The following is a 19,654-nucleotide window of genomic DNA, read 5'->3' as shown; positions in this document are numbered from 1 at the left end:
CCGTAATCGAATTTTAGGCACATTTTTGATGTAAATAATCATCCTATAGTTGTCTTTTGCACAAAACTTTAGCAAATTAATACTATTCACCGCTTAAGGGAAATCTAGTTGCGAACTCAAATGGAATTGTATCGTCGTACTCTTATTGTAATTGCGTGTTTGTGTGTTTCTATCGTGGCACATGCAGAAGACATCCGTCTTGTAGGCCCAAGTGGTCATTTGCAAGCCGTTCCTACTTATATCGTTCCTGATTCACTAGATGGAACTAAGCTTAACCGAGATCAAAATAAACTCTCTAGCCAACGCACTTATGGCCCCACAGCTATCGATGAAACTTTATGGTCGATAGGGCAAACCGTAAGAACCAGCGAGCAGCAATCGGTTTATAAAGTGATCTTGGCTATCTACAAAAATAACTTAGCGGATTTTGAAGATAGAAACATCCACTTGCTCAAACCGGGCAGTATCATCACTTTGCCAACCGATGCTGAAATTGATAAACAGAGTGTTGCTGAGGCGGTGCGCTTATTAAAAATTCATGCGAAAAAGCCCAGCTATTTAGCAAAAATCGCTCAAGACAATGCGCCGACTAAAATTAATGTAGAAGATTTGGGTGCGCGTCAAATACAGCAAAAGCAAATCGAGTTTTTGCAGCAGCAATTACAATCCTCACAGCAAGAGTTCAGCTCATTACGCCAAAATAACCAAGATCTTCTGCAAGCATTAGGCTCAATTCGTACGGATGTCGTGCAATTAAAAGGGCAACTCGATTTAGAAACCCAGCGCCGCGCCGCCGCAGAGCAAACTTTAAAAGCAGAAAATGCCAATCTCCCTGCGCCTGCATCAAATTCAAGTTTATTGACAAATGTATGGGTGATTGTGGCGCTATCGGCCGCTGTGACAGCGCTTATCATGTTGCTTATCATCAAAATGACCTTATCCGTCAGACCGGTTCCGCAAATTGGTAAAGAGCCTACAGAGCCAAAAGCACTTAACCCCGTGCCAAGCGTGAAAGGCGATAACGACCCTGAAATTGAAAATGTAGAACCTATCGCAACCGTTGTGGCATCGTCAGAAGAAAATACCGAAGCGCAACACGTTCAAGAACAAAGCGATGACAGTCAAACACCAGACGCCGCAATTGAAGTGCCTGCTCGAGCGCAGATGGCGCAAAGTACGGTTAACCCACTGGATAAAGAGTTTGAGCAAGAGCTGGATAAAATATTAGCGGTTAAAGTTACAGGTGAGACGGCTACCCCAGACAACACGGATTCTGATAGCGATAGTGATAATAGCTATGGCGACAATAGCAAGGGCGAAGAGTCTACAGAGCAAGAATCTCATCTCGATGAGATCGTAAACGTCGCGGATTTGCCTGAATATGGCGAAAGAGAAGCGCTTGCGGATGCTAAAAAAGAAGCGTTAGCGCTGTTAGCAGAAGATGATCTAGATTTAGGTGATGCAGTAGCAGCGAGTGACTCAGTTATTGAACAAACAGTTATTGAAAAACCAGTTATTGCTACAGAAAATGATGCAACGATATCTGAACCAGCACCAGAAGAGACAGAGCCAACTACTGCCTATAAGTCTATCGATGAAGTGATCGCTGAGGCAGATGCAGAACCTGCAACCAACCCCGATGAAGAAGAGCTCGATCTTCGAGTCGGACTAGAAGAATTTCCTGATGTGATCGGCAATGTCGAGCTTAAAGACGTTGACGTAGAAGGGGAACTATCAAGTCAGATAGACTTAGCCTCTGTGTACATACAAATGAATGATTTGAATCATGCCGGTAAGTTATTGCGCGATGTCATTGATAAGGGTAATGAACATCAACAGCAACGCGCACAAAATCTACTAGATTCGATTCATTCATAATAAGAAATTGAGACCGTTAAACGCTTCGTTTATACTGCCGACCCTAATTTCTAACTGGATTGTTTCTGATGAGAATCGCACTTGGCATCGAATACGATGGTGCAAAATACTATGGCTGGCAAAGACAAAACGATTTTGACTCTGTTCAGGGGCGTTTAGAAAAAGCATTATCGATAGTAGCGAATCATCCAGTAGAGGTGCAATGTGCCGGTCGTACCGATGCGGGCGTACACGGCACCGGACAAGTAGTCCATTTTGATACTACCGCTTCACGTAAAATGGTAGCGTGGCAAATGGGCGTCAATGCCAATATGCCAAGCGACATTGCGGTGCGCTGGGCAACTGAAGTCTCAGAAGATTTTCACGCTCGTTTTAGCGCGACCGCAAGACGATACCGCTACGTTATCTACAACCATTCATTACGCCCTGCAATTTTGGCAAAAGGCGTCAGTCATTATCACGGCGACCTTGATGTTGAAAAAATGCATCAAGCGGCGCAATCTCTACTCGGCGAAAATGATTTCAGTTCATTTAGAGCGGCTCACTGCCAATCACTAAGCCCATTTCGTAATATGATGCACATTGACGTTACTCGTCATAGCCAATATATCGTAGTGGATATTAAGGCGAATGCGTTTGTGCACCACATGGTGCGAAATATTGTCGGCAGTTTGCTGGTGGTAGGGCGCGGTGAACAGCCTGTTGAGTGGATTGCGTGGTTGTTAGCGCAGAAAAATCGCACATTGGCAGGTGCAACGGCAAAAGCACATGGATTATATTTGGTGAGAGTCGATTACCCAGATGAATTTGCGATACCAGAATATCCAATGGGTCCGTTGTTTCTACCTGAATAAATGTAACGAAAAGCAAATTTAGCATCAATTTGGCGTCATTTTATTGTCATAATTAAGTATTAAAGGATAGGTACAACCAGTTTTTTATCTACACTTGAGTAGATCTATGGTTTAATCCTTGCAAATTATCAACCTCTTGCCTTTGGGGCGAGAGCTTAATGAAAAAGGTCTTTCATGAGTTGGCTTGAGAAGATTTTCAATAAAAGCAGTATTTCACCGTCTCGCAAGGCGAACGTTCCAGAAGGTGTATGGACGAAATGTACCTCTTGTGAACAAGTTTTATACCAAGCTGAGCTGCAGCGTAACCTAGAAGTGTGTCCTAAATGTGACCATCACATGCGCATTTCTGCTCGTATGCGTCTTGACAGCTTTTTAGATGCGGACGGCCGTGAAGAATTAGGCGCAGAATTAGAGCCTAAAGATAAACTAAAATTTAAAGACACCAAGCGTTACAAAGATCGTATCGTTGCTTATCAAAAAAGCAGCGGCGAAAAAGATGCTTTGATTGCGATGAAAGGGACTTTAAACGACATGCCTATCGTGGCGTGTGCGATGGAATTTAAGTTCATGGGCGGATCTATGGGTTCGGTTGTGGGCGCACGTTTTGTTCGCGCGGTTGATGCTGCCATCGAAAACAACTGTGGCATGGTGTGTTTCTCTGCCAGTGGCGGTGCTCGCATGCAAGAGGCATTAATGTCTTTGATGCAAATGGCTAAAACCAGTGCTGCACTAGAGCGTCTTTCTAAGAAAGGTTTACCGTTTATCTCAGTAATGACCGATCCGACTATGGGTGGCGTTTCAGCAAGTTTTGCTATGCTAGGTGACATCAACATCGGTGAGCCGCGTGCGGTTATCGGTTTTGCAGGTCGTCGCGTAATCGAACAAACGGTTCGTGAAGACTTACCTGAAGGCTTCCAAACCAGTGAGTTCTTACTTGAGCACGGCGCAATCGATATGATTGTTGACCGTCGTGAAATGCGTCAGTGTGTTGGTAACTTAGTCGCAAAAATGACTAATTATCCAACACCTTTAGCGACTTCTGGGAATAAAGGCTCAAAAGAGGCTGAATACGAAGTACCCGTAGCGCCAGAAAAATAGTACAGTACTCACTATCTACAGTTTTAGCGTTTAATAGATTGATGAGTCCATATATCCCACAAGCCACATCATCCCTTAAGGTGTGGCTTGATTATTTACAATCCATTCATACCAGTGCTATTGACCTTGGTCTTGATCGCATTTCTCAAGTTGCTCAAAAAGCGGTTCCAAGCTTAACGAAGCCTGCTCCTAAAGTGATTACCGTTGCCGGAACAAATGGTAAAGGTTCTACTTGCGCCATCATGGAAGCCATATTGCTCGATGCCGGTTACAGCGTCGGTGTTTACAGCTCTCCGCATTTGATTCGTTATAACGAACGCGTCCGCATTAATGGGCAAGACCTCGATGATGCGCAACACGTCTCGGCATTTTGCGCCATTGAAGCACTGCGTGGTGAAATTAGCTTAAGTTTCTTTGAATACGCGACACTAGCGGCTTTGCACTTGTTCCAAGAACAAAAAGTGGATGTGGTACTGCTGGAAGTAGGGTTAGGCGGACGCTTAGATGCCACGAACATTGTTGATCATGACGTGAGTGTGATTACTAGCCTTGCCATTGATCACGTTGATTGGCTTGGGGATGACATTAATGTGATTGGTTTTGAGAAAGCGGGCATCTTCCGCTCTGGCAAACCGGCGATTTGTGGTCAACCCGATGCACCGATGACCGTTGCCGCGCACGCTGATGACATTGGCGCCAAGTTGTACCAAGTGGGCTACCAGTATTCATATCAAGAACACGGCACACTGTGGGATTGGCAATCGGGCAGTTTTGATGTTAAAGACCTACCTAAACCAAACTTGCCACTGGCTAATGCGGCCACGGCATTGATGGCATTAGGTGTCTCTGAATTAGATCTGACCGATGTGAATATCGTTAATGGGCTTAATAAGGCTCAATTAGCCGGAAGAATGCAGGTTTTATCACAACAGCCTACTGTGATTTTGGATGTCGCGCACAATCCGCATTCCGCGCAATATTTAGTGGCTCAACTGCAGCTGCGTTACCCACAAAAGATCATTCGCGCCGTGATTGGTATGTTGCATGACAAAGATGTGGCATCGACGCTGAATGCATTATCGGATTGCACTGAGCATTGGTACCCAGCCTCTCTAGAAGGCCCACGCGCGGCATCAGCACAAGAGCTATGCCAATACCTTGCTCAAGGCACCAAAGCTTATGATAACCCTGTCGCGGCCTTTGAACAGGCGTTGAGCGATGCTGGCGAAGATGACGTTGTCGTCGTCATGGGTTCATTTTTTACTGTAGGGGCCGTGTTAGAGCACTGGCAAACAAGGAGAAACAATGGCGAGTAAATTTCAAAGTCGCTTAGTCGGTACCATAGTACTGGTTGCAGTAGGGGTAATTGTGCTTCCTGATATATTAGACGGTGAAAAATCGCACTATCAAGAAGAAACGGTCGCTATTCCTATTAAACCTCAACTTGAGTCAGAAGTAGAATCGTTTGAAGTTCTTGACCCTGTCGAAGAAGACGTTTCTTTACCACCTGAACCGGTTGAAGAAGTGATTCCTGATCACAGCGCGCCGAAAGCCCATAAAGTGGCTGAAGTGAAGCACGAAGCCAAAGCAGCGCCGAAGCACACAACTAAACATGTAACCAAACATAAACCAGAAGTGGTGAAAGTGAAGGAGCATAAAGTTGTAGAACGCAATCACTATCAAGACAGCGCATGGATTATTCAGCTGGTTTCATTAAGAAATGCTGAAAACGCCGAGAAGATGGCAAAAGATCTGCAAAAAAGCGGTTATCGAGCCAGTGTGGTGAAAGCGAACAACTTTTATCGCGTAATTGTAGGGCCAGATGTTTCCCGTTCAAAACTGGAAGCGGAACTACCAAAACTAAATAAACTGCTTGGCGCAAATGGTCAGATTCAGACATTTAAGCCACTAAAACCATAAAGAAAACGTTTGCGTCGCGCATTTTTCTGTTAGAATGCGCGCCAGCATGAGGAAGTAAAGCTCATGAATTGGATAGATTTTACTATTTTAGGTGTGATCGGCTTATCTGCGCTGATCAGCTTGGTACGAGGTTTTGTTAAGGAAGCCCTGTCTTTAGTGATTTGGTTTGGCGCCTTTTTTATTGCCAGTCAATATTACACAAAACTCGCGGTGTACTTTACAAACATCCAAGACAATATGATTCGAAATGGGGCCGCAGTAGCCGCTCTGTTTGTGGCAACATTGATTGTTGGTGCTGTTATCAATTACACCATCGCTCAATTAGTACAGAAGACCGGTTTGTCAGGTACAGATCGCGTGCTTGGAGTCGTATTTGGTACTTTACGTGGCGTACTCATCGTCGCTGCCGTACTGTTCTTTATGGATGCATTCACCAGTCTTTCAAATGCCGACTGGTGGCGCCAATCGCAGTTGATTCCAGAGTTTAGTCGTCTGATCGCACCGTTTTTCGAACATCTTAAAGAAACGTCAAGCTTTTTATCCGGCGTGGGTAAAGCTTAAACCAATACTGAGGGTTTAGACATGTGTGGTATTGTTGGAATTGTAGGCACAACTCCTGTTAATCAATCGATTTATGATGCGCTTACGGTTTTGCAGCATCGTGGGCAAGATGCAGCGGGTATTGTTACCATAAATAGCAATCGTTTTCGTCTACGTAAAGCGAACGGCTTGGTTAAGGATGTGTTTGAAGTAAAACACATGCAACGCTTACAAGGTAACGTGGGAATTGGGCATGTTCGCTACCCAACCGCAGGAAGCTCAAGTGCTTCAGAAGCTCAACCTTTCTACGTAAACTCACCTTTTGGTATTACGCTCGCGCACAATGGTAACCTTACCAACGCTGCCGAAGTACGTCAGAACCTGTTTGAGAAAGACCGTCGTCACGTAAACACCACTTCTGATTCAGAAGTCCTATTGAACGTATTGGCTCATAACATTGATATGACCAAAACTTTTAATATTACTGAGAAAGACGTGTTTGATGCGGTAGAGCGTGTACACAAAACCATTCGTGGTGCGTACGCGGTTACAGCAATGATCATCGGTCATGGCATGGTGGCTTTTCGCGATCCAAACGGCATTCGTCCTCTTTGCTTAGGCAAACGAGAAGTGGAAGGTGGCACTGAGTACATGGTGGCTTCTGAGTCTGTAGCATTAGATGCGGTAGGCTTTGACTTCATGCGTGATGTGGCTCCTGGTGAAGCGGTTTACATTACATTTGATGGTCAACTGTATACTCAGCAGTGTGCAGAGAATCCACAATTAAACCCATGTATCTTTGAATTCGTTTACTTTGCTCGTCCAGATTCATTTATCGACAAGATTTCTGTTTACAGTGCTCGTGTTGAAATGGGTAACAAATTGGGTGAGAAAATCAAACGCGAATGGGATGATTTGGATATCGATGTGGTTATTCCAATCCCAGAAACATCGTGTGATATTGCACTGCAAATTGCACAAATCATTGATAAACCATACCGCCAAGGTTTTGTGAAAAACCGCTACGTTGGCCGTACCTTTATCATGCCAGGTCAGCAACAACGTAAGAAATCAGTACGTCGTAAGCTGAATGCGATTCGCTCTGAGTTCAAAGGCAAAAACGTATTACTTGTTGATGACTCAATTGTTCGCGGTACGACCTCTGAGCAAATTATCGAAATGGCGCGTGATTCTGGTGCAAACAAGGTTTACATCGTATCAGCCGCTCCTGAAGTTCGTTTCCCTAACGTGTATGGCATCGACATGCCAAGTGCTAATGAATTAATTGCGCACGGACGTGAAGTTGACGAAATTGCCGCACTGATTGGCGCTGATGGCTTGATGTTCCAATCAATTGAAGATCTAGTATCGGCTGTTGGTCATGGTAACCCTGATATCAGTACTTTTGAAACATCGGTATTTAGTGGTCAATACGTGACTGGTGATGTGGATCAGAAGTATCTGGATTTCCTAGATTCACTTCGTTCAGATGATGCCAAACTTGAGCAAAACATTGCCCAAGATCTTGCGAACTTGGAAATGTATAACGAAGGCGCTTAAGCTCTTTCATTTTCTAAGATTAGTAAACAGAATCATAAACCAGTGGCTTAGGCTGCTGGTTTTTTTATGTTTGATAGAGAATGCCTGATAACAAAAAGGCTCAGCAATTGTGCATTGCTGAGCCTTTTTATATCAGTGGTGATTCAATATCCGCTGTGATGAAGATGGAACTTCATCGCGGACAATTAATTGAAGTAATCTCTGATGTAATCGATGAACAAACGTGTTTTCTCAGGGATATGGTCTTTATGGTTGTACAGCATAAAGATATCACGAGGGTTCGCTGTCCATTCTGGAAGCACTTGTACAAGGCCGCCATTTGCGATGTGATGGTCAACCATAACATCAGGAACCAGAGCAATACCTACGCCACAAGAACAAGCGTGTCGTACCACGTTAAGATCGGAAGCTTCTAACTTGCCTTTCTCTTTGTTCACTACCGTTTCACCATGAACGTTCACAAGAGACCAATGAGTCAAAGGCAAGCCTTTTAGCAAAGAGTGACCAGAAAGATCTTCCGCGTGCTGCAAAGAAGCGGTGTTCGATTTTAGGTAGTCAGGGCTTGCTACTAAAATATCTTTTACTTCGGTTAGCTTTCTTGCGATTAGGTTTGAATCGCGCTGTGGACCTACTCGGAAAATCATGTCCCATTCTGTTGGGTCAAGCTCATCCGCTCTGTTGGTCATGTTAAGATCTATTTGAATATCAGGGTAAGTGGTCATGAACCCTTCAATAAGAGGCATTAACATACGCTTAGTTAAGTTTGCCGGAGAAGAAACACGTAGGCGACCTGCGGCTCCTCTGCACTCTTCACCAAGCTCTACAGCAGAACTAGAGAGTTGTTTGAGTAATGGACCACATTGCTCATAAAAGCGTTGTCCTGCTTCTGTTAGCGTCAATTTGCGAGCATGTCTGTTCAACAGTCGTAAGTCGATAGCATCTTCTAATGCTTGTATGCGTCTAGTGATAGTTGCAACCGGAATTCGAGTTGCGCGTGACGTAGCTGTATAGCTTCCATGCTCCACGACTTGGCGGAACAGATTGAGGTCATCAAGTTTCATTGTGTCTTTCATGATCTAGATATGCACTCACTTATATGAGGGGGTAAACCCAATGGGCCAGGTGATTAAGTGTTTATTATCAATCAGTTTACACAATTTGTCGTTAAAATAAGTCATTTATCTTTGTTATTATTTCAACGGACATCTAATGTTATAGCTAAATAGGTAGACTTAAAGAGCGTAAAGTGCACGTACAAAGCATAGTAGTGGAACCGCAAATGATTGAAAAACAAGCCGGAGATGTACTAATCCTAGATGACGACATCGTATTTAGGAAATTAGTAAGCTCGCTATTAAAGGCAAAAAATTATCGCGTCTTTGAAGCAGATAATGGTCTGGTTGGATTGCAACATCTGGCTAAAAAAGTTCCAGATCTAGTGATTTGTGACATAGAAATGCCTGTACTAGATGGAATTGAATTTGTCGAAGAGGTCAGTCACCAATACCCGTCTTTGCCAATGATCGTTATTTCCGGCACCGACAAAATATCAGTTGTTGCCAAAGCCCTCAAGTTTGGAATTAAAGATTTTGTTACTAAGCCGATAGTAAATCCTACTCATTTACTCAAAACGGTCGAAAGTACCCTGCTGGAAGCCAGAGATTCCGTGGATGTTGGTCGAGATTTCACCAGTCAATGGTTTCAGTTAAATCAGCAAGGCGAATTGCCTGAAGATCAAGAATTGCATTGGCATTTGGAGTATCTGCACAATCATCCGGCTATTTCTCGAGAATTATTGCAAGCACTGGTACCGGAAGCGAAAACCAGCCAAGGGGTATGGGATTGCCATTTTCGCGTGTTACAAAGTCTGGAAAGCATGCCTTTGGTCTACGATTACGCGTGGAGCATGAATGGTCAGTTCTTATTTTATATTTTAGATACCGATTCTAGTGAGCAATATGGAGTTTCAACCACTTTGTTAATCAGAGCCTTGTTTAATGATTATATCCGCAGTCAAGAAGGGCAGGTGTTCCATATTCAAGATCTGGTCAGCACATTAAATAAAGGTATTCGTTACGCGGAATACGGTGAACCAATTAATGCCATTATCGGTTTGGCAAACTTTCCCAATCAAGAGTTGCAACTGCTTAATGCAGGACTGGATGGCGTATGGAGTGCGCCTGACACTCAAGGCAAGCTGATGCCACTGTCTTCACAAATTAGCTTAGGAGAAGAAGGCGCTTTTGTTCAGCAGTCTCTGTCACTATCGCGAACGGGGAAAAATACATTCAGATTGAGCGGCTTACCTCACGCTAACTGTCAAATTGTTATCGAAGGAAAAGAGTCATAGGATCTGCTTCTTTTTTCCGGCGACTTCAGATACTCTTCCGCTTAATGCTTTGAGTTAACGCGGACATAAACTTGGTGAATAGTGCAGGGACCTCTATAAAAAGAGTTTTTTTAATCGGCGTTGGGGTACTGAGCCTGCTATTGGGTATCCTAGGGATTGTACTGCCTCTTTTGCCAACTACGCCGTTTGTGTTATTGGCGAGCGCCTGCTTTATGAGGGCCTCTCCGCGCCTCAATCGAAAGCTAAGGGCGCACCCAACCTTTGGACCTATGATTGACAATTGGCAGCAAAATAGAAGCATGCGACCTTCTATTAAGCGAAAAGCCTACTTAATGATGTTAATCAGCTTCTCCTTCTCTATTTATTTGGCACCTATCGTGTGGATTAAAGGGATGCTGCTAGTGCTTATGCTGGTATTATTCCTTATGATCAGGCGATTACCGAATGCCCCTGAGCCATCAAGCAATGAAAACTTGAGTTACCCCAAAGAGTAACTTGCTCAAAATTGATAAACTCACTAATATGACTTCCACTAATACCAATCACACTAAAGTAAGTGATCAGAGCTAGTGCAGGAAAAATGCTCGAGAACAAGGCAGAATTTTTCGATAAGTAGTGATTCTACAATCAAAAATTCTAACGCCGTTATCGAGCATTTTAACAAGCTAGAATGACCAGTTATTTAGTACGATTGGTATAATATCAATCTGATTGAGTAATAATTAACCTTGCATTGGATTGATATCAATTAACCCAACCTAATCGTAAATCTAAATCAACACAGCTAATTAATACGTTAGAGCATGACTGAATCGCAATAGGGTTTGGTTAATACTATGACTCGAACAAAATGTGAATTTAGATGATTGTTACGGTTAGGCACTGAGACAGACAGTAAGAATAACTATGAATATTGAAAAGCAAGCTTTGGTTAAAGCAAGTATTAAAAGTATCACTGATTACCCAAAACCAGGCATCTTGTTCCGTGATGTCACCAGTCTGATGGAAGACGCCACCGCTTATAAAGCCACTATTGAAATGTTCATCGAACGTTATCAAGGTATGGGTTTTACTAAAATTGTTGGTACAGAAGCCCGCGGCTTCTTGTTTGGTGCTCCTTTAGCGCTAGAACTAGGCATTGGTTTTGTGCCAGTGCGTAAGCCAGGTAAATTGCCAAGAGAAACGATTTCTCAATCTTATGAATTAGAATACGGCACAGACGTATTAGAAATTCATACCGATGCGATTGTTGAAGGCGACAAAGTGTTGGTGGTGGACGATTTACTTGCCACGGGTGGCACGATTGAAGCGACCACTAAGCTGATTCGTCAACTAGGCGGCGTGGTAGAACATGCGGCTTTTGTTATCAACCTTCCAGAAATTGGCGGTGATAAACGTATCGAAAAAATGGGCATTGAAGTATTCAGCCTATGTGAGTTTGACGGACACTAATTTACAAGCCCTATCAGGATAATTAATGAGTTATTTAGCGTTAGCGCGTAAGTGGCGACCTAAGCAATTTAAGGAAGTTGTTGGACAAGAGCACGTTTTAACGGCGTTAGAAAATGCTCTTGATCAGAATCGACTTCACCATGCTTATTTATTAAGCGGTACTCGCGGCGTAGGTAAAACGACCATAGGTCGCTTGCTTGCCAAAGGCTTGAATTGCGAAACAGGCATTACTTCTACGCCATGCGGTCAATGTCAGAGCTGTATCGAAATCGATCAGGGACGTTTTGTTGATTTGCTAGAGATAGATGCAGCGTCTCGAACTAAGGTTGAAGACACTCGCGATCTTTTGGATAACGTACAATACAAACCGGCTCGGGGGCGCTTTAAAGTGTACCTGATCGATGAAGTACACATGTTGTCTAAGCACAGTTTCAATGCGCTACTTAAAACGCTCGAAGAGCCACCTGAGTATGTGAAGTTCCTGTTAGCGACCACAGATCCACAAAAACTGCCAGTCACTATTTTATCTCGCTGTCTGCAGTTTCATTTGAAGCCGATTAGCGTTGAAAATATTCAGCAGCAATTGGACCATGTACTGGAACAAGAAGGCGTAGCGCGAGAAGAGCGTGCGCTGGGTATGCTTGCGCATGCCGCTGATGGCAGTATGCGTGATGCACTAAGTTTGTCGGATCAAGCTATTGCTCTTGGCAATGGTTCGGTGGTTACCGAGCAAGTATCAAGAATGCTCGGCACGCTAGACAGTGAACAAGCCCTGTACCTTATTGAAGCCATTATTAAGCGCCAAGCATCAGTAAGCCTAGATGCCCTAGAACAACTGGCAAACAATGGCGTTGACTGGGATGGGTTGCTACAAAAGCTTTCTATGCAGTTGCATCGCATTGCCATGTATCAAGCTCTACCTGCTACTTTGGATGCCTCTCATTTAGATGCAGAGCGAGTACAGCACCTAGCGGCAGAAATATCTCCGCAAGATGTTCAGCTGTATTACCAAATTGCTTTGAAGGGACGCAAAGAGTTATCCATTGCCCCAACGGAGCGTGCTGGCGTAGAAATGACCCTATTGCGCATGCTTGCGTTTAGTCCTGCGGGAAAACCAACGGCCAATACCATTTCCACAGTAAGTCATGCACCTGCTGCGCCGTTACAGTCACTGCCGATTGTTGATGTTGCTCCGGCGATGGAAAGACCTTCTCCAATACAACAAGCCAAAAAAGCGATGGAGCAAGCACCTGCGGTAACGCCTAAGCCTGCTACAAGCCCAATGGCTGACAGAGCGCCTCATGCGCCCAATACACAGGAGCAAGCGTCTCATGTAGCGCGCAGTGTGCCTAATGAACAAACAAGCCCACAGGGCTTGTCTTCAACCAATATGGCTCCAGCGAATGTCGCACAAACTAACGCATCTAGCGCGAGTTACAATGAACCAAATCAGCCTGCTAGTGAAGGGACAAAAAACCCACTGGTTGGCCTTCGTCATCAACTTCGCTCTAAACGACAAAGCAAATCATCGACACAAGGTGATAGCAACGTAAAAAAGGGTGAAGCAACACCGACCAGCAAAAAAGAAAGTGTTTTACAGCGTGTGACACAACAACACCCGCCTAAAGCACCGTCACAGTCAGTGTTGCAGCCACAAGTGGATACCAGTAATCAGCCGTATCAATGGCAAGCATCAGAAACCTTTCAGCCAGAGGAAAAAAAGCCGAGCTTAACGCCTGCTTTACTCAAAAAAGCCTTAGAGCATGAAAAAACACCCGAAATGGTGGAGAAGCTGCTTAATGAGTCTGTAGAAAAAGACAGTTGGAGCGCACTGATTGCCAAATTGAACACCGCAAAACTGGTCGAACAATTGGCCTTAAATTCTCATTATGAAGAAAATGACAGTGGCATAGTGCTACATTTAAGAGCAAGTCAAAAACACCTTGATAGTGAGAAGTCACGCCACGAACTCGCGTCAGCACTAACTGCTGTGACAGGGCAACAGCGTGCTATTAGCGTTCAGGTAGACGAGCAAGGTCAAACACCACTTGAACTGCGTGAAATTTTGTATCATGCCAAGCTAGAAAAGGCGTTTGAAAGTTTAGAAAATGACGAGCACATCAAATTTATTGAAGCTCGCTTTTCAGCTGAGCTTGATAGAGAGAGTGTTCGCCCAATTTAGGGTTGAAATGGGGTAGAATAGCCCCCACTTTTAATAGTAATTATCAATACCGATATCAAAGAGAGATTCAGAATGTTTGGAAAAGGCGGTATGGGCAACCTAATGAAGCAAGCCCAGCAAATGCAAGATCGTATGGCGAAACTTCAAGAAGAAATCGCGCAAATGGAAGTGACTGGTGAATCAGGCGCAGGTCTGGTAAAAGTAACCATTACAGGCAGCCATAACGTACGTCGTGTCGACATTGATGAAAGCTTGATGGAAGACGACAAAGAGATGCTTGAAGACTTGATTGCAGCAGCATTTAACGATGCAGCACGTCGTGTTGAAGAGACTCAAAAAGAAAAAATGGCGGGTGTGACTGGCGGTATGCAACTACCACCAGGCATGAAAATGCCGTTCTAACGCAGAATTAAATTCAATGCGTACCAGTAATATGCTGGAACAATTGATGGAGGCCTTACGTTGTCTACCTGGGGTAGGTCCCAAGTCGGCGCAGCGTATGGCCTTTCATTTATTGCAAAGAGACCGAAGCGGCGGGGTAAAGCTTGCCGATGCACTCAGTCAAGCAATGACTGAAGTGGGTCACTGTGGCGAATGCCGTACTTTTACTGAAAATGACGTTTGTCATATTTGTAGTAACCCTAAAAGACAGCAAACCGGACAAATATGTGTGGTAGAAAGTCCTGCGGATATTGCGGCAGTAGAAGCAACCGGTCAGTATTCAGGATTGTATTTTGTGCTGATGGGCCATCTTTCACCGCTTGACGGTATCGGGCCTAGTGATATTGGCTTAGATAAGCTGGATTTTAAGCTGCAAGAAGGCGAAATCAAAGAAGTGATTCTAGCCACTAACCCAACAGTTGAAGGTGAGGCTACGGCGCAATATATCGCTGAGCTCTGCCATATTCATCAAGTGGGCGCATCGCGCATCGCGCACGGTGTCCCTGTTGGTGGAGAGCTAGATTTGGTAGATGGCACGACGCTTTCGCACTCTCTTTTAGGGCGACATAAGCTGTAACAGATGAACCAATAAAAAGGCCATTTAGTTTTTAACTAAACGGCCTTTTTTATATCGATACGATTGAAATAATTATTCTTTTCCAACTACAGTTTTATATACGAGAGCACCGATAATGCCACCGATAATAGGGGCAACCCAGAATAGCCATAATTGGCTAAGGGCGTAATCACCTACATACACCGCAACCGCTGTACTACGAGCTGGGTTAACCGATGTGTTCGTTACTGGAATACTGATAAGGTGGATTAAGGTTAGGCAAAGACCAATGGCCAGTGGTGCAAAACCTGCTGCAGCACGTTTATCCGTTGCGCCCATAATGACAAACAAGAATACCGCCGTTAGGGTGATTTCAGTTACCAGTGCCGCTAGCATGCTATAGCCGTGCGGAGAGTGCTCTCCATAACCATTGGTTGCAAAGCTACCGATATCCGCGCCCGCTTTACCAGTGGCAATGATGTATAAAACGCCACCTGCAATGATGCCACCAATCACTTGAGCAACGATATAAGGAATCACCTCTTTAGCTTCATGACGACCGCCTGCCCAAAGCCCAATAGTAATTGCAGGGTTTAGGTGACAACCTGAAATATGGCCAATAGCAAACGCCATAGTCACCACAGTTAAACCGAATGCAAGAGCGACACCTAGGTATCCAATACCTAAATCTGGAATGCCAGCCGCCAATACAGCACTACCACAACCGCCTAGCACTAACCAAAATGTGCCAATTAGCTCGGCCATGTACTTGTTCATAAAACGTCCTTTGAATCTAGTTGAGTTCTGAAAATAAAAATATACGCTATTTGCCATATAGGCAAAGTTTCCGTGGATATTTATTCAGGCGGTAATGTATTCAAGTTCTGTAAGGATCTCAATAGCTTGTTTGGAGTCTTCACCGCAAACCCATTTTGCAGCCTTGAAATCATGGCAAACATCAGGACGTTCTTCTTTACCAAATAGCTTGCATAGATTGTCATCGGTGAGTTGCTTACAACGTTCACCTGCTTTTTTCCCATGCGGGTGTAGCGGGAAACTACTAGAGATACTCGGTGCAATACAGCACGCCCCGCAATATAGTCGACATTCCATACAATTTGGTCTCAAAAATTCAAAGAGAGGATTATCAACATATTTATCAAGATTGAAAGAAGTTTTACTTAAACCGTGCAAACGAGACTTGTAAGCCCTTGATTATCGCTTTTGCTTGTATTTTAGGCGTCAAATAGGTATAAAACGCCTCCAAGTTCACGACGGTAAATTAATGATGACTTCTCCATTTTGGCAAACAAAAACCCTAGAACAAATGAGCGAACAAGAATGGGAAGCTCTTTGTGATGGCTGTGGTAAATGTTGTCTGCACAAATTAATGGATGAAGACAGCGACGAAGTGTATTACACCAATGTCGCGTGCAGCTGGCTCAACAGTAAAACCTGTGGCTGTAAAGATTACCCAAATCGTTTTGAGTCCGGCGAAGAGTGCCTAAAACTGACCCGTGACAAGATCCATGAATTCCACTGGCTGCCAGAAACCTGCGCTTACCGCTTATTTTCCGAAGGTAAATCACTGCCATCATGGCACCCATTAATCACAGGCTCAAAATCTGCCATGCACGCCGCAGGTGAAAGTGTGCGTAATAAAGTGGTGTATGAGATTGATGTTGTGGATTGGGAAGACCACATTTTGAATCACCCTGGCAGGGGATAGGCATATCAAGGCATGGCGGGGCTTGTGGGTTTATCAATAAACACCAATAGCACCCTATATTACGAAAATATGCCGCCATGTTGTCGCCATTTTAGTGGCGACATTTAGAGGTTCGATAGTGGTTTTTTTTGTGATTACATCTTCTAGGTGATCAGGGGCTAGGTGAGCGTAGCGCATGGACTTGCTAACCATTTGCTCAATGCTATAGCATGATCTCGTTGTCCCCATTAAACCAAGTAAATTAATCAGCAATAGTGAACCGCTTGAAGTGATAGGCAACAACTACCAAGCCAGATTTAAAAATGAAGATGTCGCATTTCTGACACTTTAATTGCCACCGATAACGGTTATTAGCAAGGCTACATCATGGGGCAAGGCGGTCCACTGGTTAAGCGTGACGATCTTGTTATTAGAAATTCATACGAAGTATTGCCATTTGCGTCACCGCATGGCGAAGACGTAGGGAAGATAGAAGGCTTTAGCACACCCACGAAAACCGTGAAAACCCGCACCAAGGTGTGGATGATAGTACCAACCGCAAGCCTTGACTCACAGAGGTCAAGTAACGGCTTTGGGTGCGAAGCGACTGCTTTTTTGGAGCCCTGGCTCCTCTCTGAGTCCTATCAATAACTGTACGGAGCTTGCCGTAGGACAGATTGGTAATCAGCTGGCAAGGCTTATCGCTCCAGGGGAAATTACGCACAATGGCCCGCCCAATATTGACGACGTTACGTTAAATGCACTGTTAAAAGGCAGTTCAATACGAGTAGATAACAACAAGAGTATTCGACTTCGCTTCGCAGAAGTGGATGAAAGCGGCAATACTCGCCCAACACAACTGGTAGAGATGAACCATTCACCTGCAGAGGACATGAATTGGATGAATGTTACAGGTTGGGACGAAACATTTTCCCAACCAGAGATTGATAACGATGAATATCAACAACCAGACCTTTTGTTCTTCCCTGAATTGGAAAGCGATTGGCCGTTAGCGTGAAAAAGGTCGTTAATCTTTTTTTGAGGGGGAGTCGGCTTCAATTAGAAACTCTTTCACTTCGTGTGAAACTGGTATTCTCTCGAAAAGTTCAGCTCGTCGCTCTGCCGATTTCATTTCTGAGTGAAGCCAAAGTCCAATCGAAATTGCACCAGTGATAACAGACGCCACGATACCAGCAACAACATTTTCTTTTACACCAGTCCAAAATGGTTTATGAACAGCCTGCACTATAGCTTCATCCTTTACAGATTCTTGGTAAGCTTCTAATTCTTCAGAAAATGAGAAGTAGATATATTCATTGAGCATACGTTCAGCATCTTCTCTGAATTTATCAATACAATCTTGCGATGAATGGAATGTGTTGAAGTAGACTTCTATTTGGGTAGGGGTTGGAAACTCACCAGTTTTCTCTTTGTAAGCGTGAATCCATTTCACTTTTTGTTCTTTGTAGAGGGCGTAAGCCACGTAGCCTACAAAATCGCCCTCTTCTTCAATGATGTCACCAAAGGTATTGTGTTTCCACATTAGTTAGCAACCCACCTTCGATGCTCGGTAAGCTTTGAAGCGTTCGTTAATCTCTTTTTGAGAGTAACGACGCGCAACGATACTACGTTTTACATCTTGAGGTAAGTCGTAAGAAGATAGTTTCTTGCCACTCATCATGGCGGCGTTTGCTTTAGCTGCCGTACTGCTCATATAGCCTCCATTTAGCTTGTTGTGATTAGTAAGAGTGTAGGTACCATTATGTGTTATCTAAGGCTGATTTTTGATGCAGAAGTTAATATAAAAACAGCCATTTAATACTCCAAAACTGACTACGCGAAAAGCGCAACAAAACATGGTGGTTTCGTTGCGCTAGTTGTTAGGTAAATAATATATTTATTGTCATCCTACTAAACCTTAATCATTGCAGCAATGGTTAGTGTATAAGAATCCAATCAATGTACACCAATAAACACCAATGCAACTCAATATCCTTATATCTCATTGACTATTATAGAACATATCGGCTACCTGCTAATGTACTGGGAAAATTCAGTGCCGGGATTAGGACTCCGTTTTGATATAGGCGTATAGACGCCAGCTTTTTGCTAGTTCTTTTATGTGAATCATCCTAACCGCTACTGACAATCAGATTGACTACTTGAGTGTGAATGACTAAAGCTGCCATGCTCATGAGTATTTATCACTTGTGTAGGCAAGGGTAATACCAGTAGGCGATACTCTGAGTATTGGCTCATGCCCAATGGTTCATCCAACGATGCTACCGGAGTGATCAATACGATTTTCAGTTTAGGGGCGCGTTGATGCAGTGAATAGGCGATACCCATTCCATTTTCAACGTGAAATTTTCCGGCAATATGCAGTATTTGCTGGTGGGGGTATTGGGCGTGGTGCATGGCGATACTTTCGGCCATGGTTTCATCCCACGCTACCTGTGCGGCATACATTTTCTCCACACTTGCTTTCTCAACACCTTGCATGGCCTGTTTGAAATTGTCTTTATACGGCCTATCTGTGATATCTAAATTGGTGGCGACGTTTTGGCGCTGCTCTGCATTTAAACTCTCAAGATAACCGACACCGACTTGCCCAAGACATCGCACTATTTCTCGAGGGGCATTCGCGGCAATGACCGGCATACTTGCCGACTTAGCTTGTTCTACAAGAGCGCGATAATCACTGCTGTAGTTAGGCCATGCTTTGGCATGCGCAATCAATGCTAATTCACCTATCTCTCCTTTAAGATATTGATCGAGTGTGTTTTGCACTGGTCGACTAAATTGCTCCATCGAAACAGCGACCTGGGTGTTGTGCTCAAGCAATTTCTGGTAAAGCTCGGCTTGAAATCTGTGTATTGCAGAATGACTGTGCCATTCACCCACTAACACAACATCAGCATTAATGATGTCACTGGGAAGGGCAGTTAATGGTTTTAGTGTTGTTTGTGGCGCTTCTTTGGTGCTAGCGGAATACAGCTGATAATCGTAAAAGTTGAGAATTGGGGAGGCGGGGTTGCTGGCTGACGAGTTGGCCACTGATATGGGTAAAGCGAAGAGCAGAAGTACACTTAACATTTGAATGCGCATTTCTACT

21 protein-coding genes are annotated in these 19,654 nt (G+C 44.1%); 15 read left to right on the top strand and 6 right to left on the bottom strand.

All coding sequences use genetic code 11. From position 1 onward, the window contains the following. Positions 1 to 120: 120 nt before the first annotated feature. The 7 genes from QV280_RS08145 (at position 121) to purF (ending at position 7,850) form a co-directional block, all read left to right on the top strand. On the top strand, positions 121 to 1,878 hold the full coding sequence (locus QV280_RS08145) for a FimV/HubP family polar landmark protein (RefSeq protein WP_152819945.1): 1,758 nt from the start codon (positions 121 to 123) through the stop codon (positions 1,876 to 1,878). Between the two features lie 68 nt (positions 1,879 to 1,946). Continuing rightward, positions 1,947 to 2,732: a tRNA pseudouridine(38-40) synthase TruA gene (truA, locus tag QV280_RS08140; RefSeq protein WP_023402769.1), complete on the top strand. Its 786-nt coding sequence runs from the start codon at positions 1,947 to 1,949 to the stop codon at positions 2,730 to 2,732. A 174-nt stretch (positions 2,733 to 2,906) separates the two neighbouring features. Beyond that, complete coding sequence (accD, locus tag QV280_RS08135; protein WP_023402770.1) at positions 2,907 to 3,830, top strand: acetyl-CoA carboxylase, carboxyltransferase subunit beta; 924 nt, start codon at positions 2,907 to 2,909, stop codon at positions 3,828 to 3,830. A gap of 41 nt (positions 3,831 to 3,871) precedes the next feature. Continuing rightward, positions 3,872 to 5,146, top strand: a complete 1,275-nt coding sequence (folC, locus tag QV280_RS08130) for a bifunctional tetrahydrofolate synthase/dihydrofolate synthase (protein WP_152819719.1) — start codon at positions 3,872 to 3,874, stop codon at positions 5,144 to 5,146. Next, positions 5,136 to 5,750, top strand: a complete 615-nt coding sequence (locus QV280_RS08125) for an SPOR domain-containing protein (protein WP_023402772.1) — start codon at positions 5,136 to 5,138, stop codon at positions 5,748 to 5,750. The genes folC and QV280_RS08125 overlap by 11 nt, the downstream gene beginning before the upstream one ends. Positions 5,751 to 5,813: 63 nt before the next feature. Continuing rightward, positions 5,814 to 6,311, top strand: a complete 498-nt coding sequence (locus tag QV280_RS08120) for a CvpA family protein (RefSeq protein WP_023402773.1) — start codon at positions 5,814 to 5,816, stop codon at positions 6,309 to 6,311. Positions 6,312 to 6,332: 21 nt separating this feature from the next. Next, positions 6,333 to 7,850, top strand: a complete 1,518-nt coding sequence (purF, locus tag QV280_RS08115) for an amidophosphoribosyltransferase (protein ID WP_023402774.1) — start codon at positions 6,333 to 6,335, stop codon at positions 7,848 to 7,850. A 185-nt stretch (positions 7,851 to 8,035) separates the two neighbouring features. Here the strand turns inward: purF and QV280_RS08110 are convergent, their stop codons facing one another. Continuing rightward, positions 8,036 to 8,911, bottom strand: a complete 876-nt coding sequence (locus QV280_RS08110) for a LysR family transcriptional regulator (protein ID WP_162890990.1) — start codon at positions 8,909 to 8,911, stop codon at positions 8,036 to 8,038. Between the two features lie 218 nt (positions 8,912 to 9,129). Here QV280_RS08110 and QV280_RS08105 point away from each other — a divergent pair, with 218 nt between their 5' ends. The 6 genes from QV280_RS08105 (at position 9,130) to recR (ending at position 14,852) form a co-directional block, all read left to right on the top strand. After that, positions 9,130 to 10,200: a response regulator gene (locus tag QV280_RS08105; RefSeq protein ID WP_152819720.1), complete on the top strand. Its 1,071-nt coding sequence runs from the start codon at positions 9,130 to 9,132 to the stop codon at positions 10,198 to 10,200. A gap of 74 nt (positions 10,201 to 10,274) precedes the next feature. Beyond that, positions 10,275 to 10,694, top strand: a complete 420-nt coding sequence (locus tag QV280_RS08100) for a YbaN family protein (protein ID WP_367869541.1) — start codon at positions 10,275 to 10,277, stop codon at positions 10,692 to 10,694. A 412-nt stretch (positions 10,695 to 11,106) separates the two neighbouring features. Then, positions 11,107 to 11,652, top strand: a complete 546-nt coding sequence (gene apt / locus QV280_RS08095) for an adenine phosphoribosyltransferase (RefSeq protein WP_152819722.1) — start codon at positions 11,107 to 11,109, stop codon at positions 11,650 to 11,652. A gap of 25 nt (positions 11,653 to 11,677) precedes the next feature. Further along, the gene (gene dnaX, locus QV280_RS08090) at positions 11,678 to 13,834 is read left to right on the top strand and encodes a DNA polymerase III subunit gamma/tau (RefSeq protein WP_152819723.1); all 2,157 of its coding nucleotides are present in this window, start codon (positions 11,678 to 11,680) and stop codon (positions 13,832 to 13,834) included. Positions 13,835 to 13,906: 72 nt separating this feature from the next. Further along, positions 13,907 to 14,236: a YbaB/EbfC family nucleoid-associated protein gene (locus QV280_RS08085; protein ID WP_021712651.1), complete on the top strand. Its 330-nt coding sequence runs from the start codon at positions 13,907 to 13,909 to the stop codon at positions 14,234 to 14,236. 16 nt (positions 14,237 to 14,252) lie between these two features. Continuing rightward, a complete protein-coding gene (gene recR / locus QV280_RS08080; RefSeq protein WP_023402780.1) occupies positions 14,253 to 14,852 on the top strand; it encodes a recombination mediator RecR in 600 nt (199 codons plus the stop codon). A 72-nt stretch (positions 14,853 to 14,924) separates the two neighbouring features. Here recR and aqpZ read toward each other — a convergent pair whose 3' ends face one another. Next, positions 14,925 to 15,608, bottom strand: a complete 684-nt coding sequence (aqpZ, locus tag QV280_RS08075; protein ID WP_023402781.1) for an aquaporin Z — start codon at positions 15,606 to 15,608, stop codon at positions 14,925 to 14,927. A gap of 84 nt (positions 15,609 to 15,692) precedes the next feature. Beyond that, a complete protein-coding gene (locus QV280_RS08070; RefSeq protein ID WP_152819724.1) occupies positions 15,693 to 15,944 on the bottom strand; it encodes a YkgJ family cysteine cluster protein in 252 nt (83 codons plus the stop codon). A 175-nt stretch (positions 15,945 to 16,119) separates the two neighbouring features. Between QV280_RS08070 and QV280_RS08065 the strand changes: the two genes are divergently transcribed. Continuing rightward, positions 16,120 to 16,560 (top strand): YcgN family cysteine cluster protein, encoded by a 441-nt coding sequence (locus tag QV280_RS08065; protein WP_152819946.1) that lies wholly within the window; start codon positions 16,120 to 16,122, stop codon positions 16,558 to 16,560. 544 nt (positions 16,561 to 17,104) lie between these two features. Next, complete coding sequence (locus QV280_RS08060) at positions 17,105 to 17,557, top strand: hypothetical protein (protein WP_152819725.1); 453 nt, start codon at positions 17,105 to 17,107, stop codon at positions 17,555 to 17,557. A 9-nt stretch (positions 17,558 to 17,566) separates the two neighbouring features. On the opposite strand, the gene QV280_RS08055 is transcribed toward QV280_RS08060, so the two are convergent. From QV280_RS08055 to QV280_RS08045, 3 genes are all read right to left on the bottom strand, one after another. Then, positions 17,567 to 18,082, bottom strand: a complete 516-nt coding sequence (locus QV280_RS08055) for a hypothetical protein (RefSeq protein ID WP_152819726.1) — start codon at positions 18,080 to 18,082, stop codon at positions 17,567 to 17,569. 3 nt (positions 18,083 to 18,085) lie between these two features. After that, on the bottom strand, positions 18,086 to 18,253 hold the full coding sequence (locus QV280_RS08050) for a hypothetical protein (RefSeq protein WP_172972779.1): 168 nt from the start codon (positions 18,251 to 18,253) through the stop codon (positions 18,086 to 18,088). A 425-nt stretch (positions 18,254 to 18,678) separates the two neighbouring features. Then, positions 18,679 to 19,647: a ChaN family lipoprotein gene (locus QV280_RS08045; protein ID WP_253912501.1), complete on the bottom strand. Its 969-nt coding sequence runs from the start codon at positions 19,645 to 19,647 to the stop codon at positions 18,679 to 18,681. Positions 19,648 to 19,654 lie beyond the last annotated feature (7 nt).

It is taken from the genome of Vibrio sp. B1Z05 (genome assembly GCF_052955985.1).
Note: the sequence above shows the minus strand (reverse complement) of the source record. Positions and strands in the feature narration are given on the sequence as shown.

What these genes read in the sequence shown, in the direction of transcription:
- dnaX (WP_152819723.1), top strand. Translation starts at nt 11,678, where the DNA reads ATGAGTTATTTAGCGTTAGCGCGTAAGTGGCGACCTAAGCAATTTAAG.
- QV280_RS08105 (WP_152819720.1), top strand. Translation starts at nt 9,130, where the DNA reads ATGATTGAAAAACAAGCCGGAGATGTACTAATCCTAGATGACGACATC.
- QV280_RS08120 (WP_023402773.1), top strand. Translation starts at nt 5,814, where the DNA reads ATGAATTGGATAGATTTTACTATTTTAGGTGTGATCGGCTTATCTGCG.
- QV280_RS08110 (WP_162890990.1), bottom strand. Translation starts at nt 8,911, where the DNA reads ATGAAACTTGATGACCTCAATCTGTTCCGCCAAGTCGTGGAGCATGGA.
- QV280_RS08050 (WP_172972779.1), bottom strand. Translation starts at nt 18,253, where the DNA reads ATGAGCAGTACGGCAGCTAAAGCAAACGCCGCCATGATGAGTGGCAAG.
- QV280_RS08045 (WP_253912501.1), bottom strand. Translation starts at nt 19,647, where the DNA reads ATGCGCATTCAAATGTTAAGTGTACTTCTGCTCTTCGCTTTACCCATA.
- QV280_RS08070 (WP_152819724.1), bottom strand. Translation starts at nt 15,944, where the DNA reads ATGGAATGTCGACTATATTGCGGGGCGTGCTGTATTGCACCGAGTATC.
- aqpZ (WP_023402781.1), bottom strand. Translation starts at nt 15,608, where the DNA reads ATGAACAAGTACATGGCCGAGCTAATTGGCACATTTTGGTTAGTGCTA.
- purF (WP_023402774.1), top strand. Translation starts at nt 6,333, where the DNA reads ATGTGTGGTATTGTTGGAATTGTAGGCACAACTCCTGTTAATCAATCG.
- QV280_RS08125 (WP_023402772.1), top strand. Translation starts at nt 5,136, where the DNA reads ATGGCGAGTAAATTTCAAAGTCGCTTAGTCGGTACCATAGTACTGGTT.
- QV280_RS08145 (WP_152819945.1), top strand. Translation starts at nt 121, where the DNA reads ATGGAATTGTATCGTCGTACTCTTATTGTAATTGCGTGTTTGTGTGTT.
- folC (WP_152819719.1), top strand. Translation starts at nt 3,872, where the DNA reads ATGAGTCCATATATCCCACAAGCCACATCATCCCTTAAGGTGTGGCTT.
- recR (WP_023402780.1), top strand. Translation starts at nt 14,253, where the DNA reads ATGCGTACCAGTAATATGCTGGAACAATTGATGGAGGCCTTACGTTGT.
- QV280_RS08065 (WP_152819946.1), top strand. Translation starts at nt 16,120, where the DNA reads ATGACTTCTCCATTTTGGCAAACAAAAACCCTAGAACAAATGAGCGAA.
- QV280_RS08085 (WP_021712651.1), top strand. Translation starts at nt 13,907, where the DNA reads ATGTTTGGAAAAGGCGGTATGGGCAACCTAATGAAGCAAGCCCAGCAA.
- truA (WP_023402769.1), top strand. Translation starts at nt 1,947, where the DNA reads ATGAGAATCGCACTTGGCATCGAATACGATGGTGCAAAATACTATGGC.
- apt (WP_152819722.1), top strand. Translation starts at nt 11,107, where the DNA reads ATGAATATTGAAAAGCAAGCTTTGGTTAAAGCAAGTATTAAAAGTATC.
- accD (WP_023402770.1), top strand. Translation starts at nt 2,907, where the DNA reads ATGAGTTGGCTTGAGAAGATTTTCAATAAAAGCAGTATTTCACCGTCT.
- QV280_RS08055 (WP_152819726.1), bottom strand. Translation starts at nt 18,082, where the DNA reads ATGTGGAAACACAATACCTTTGGTGACATCATTGAAGAAGAGGGCGAT.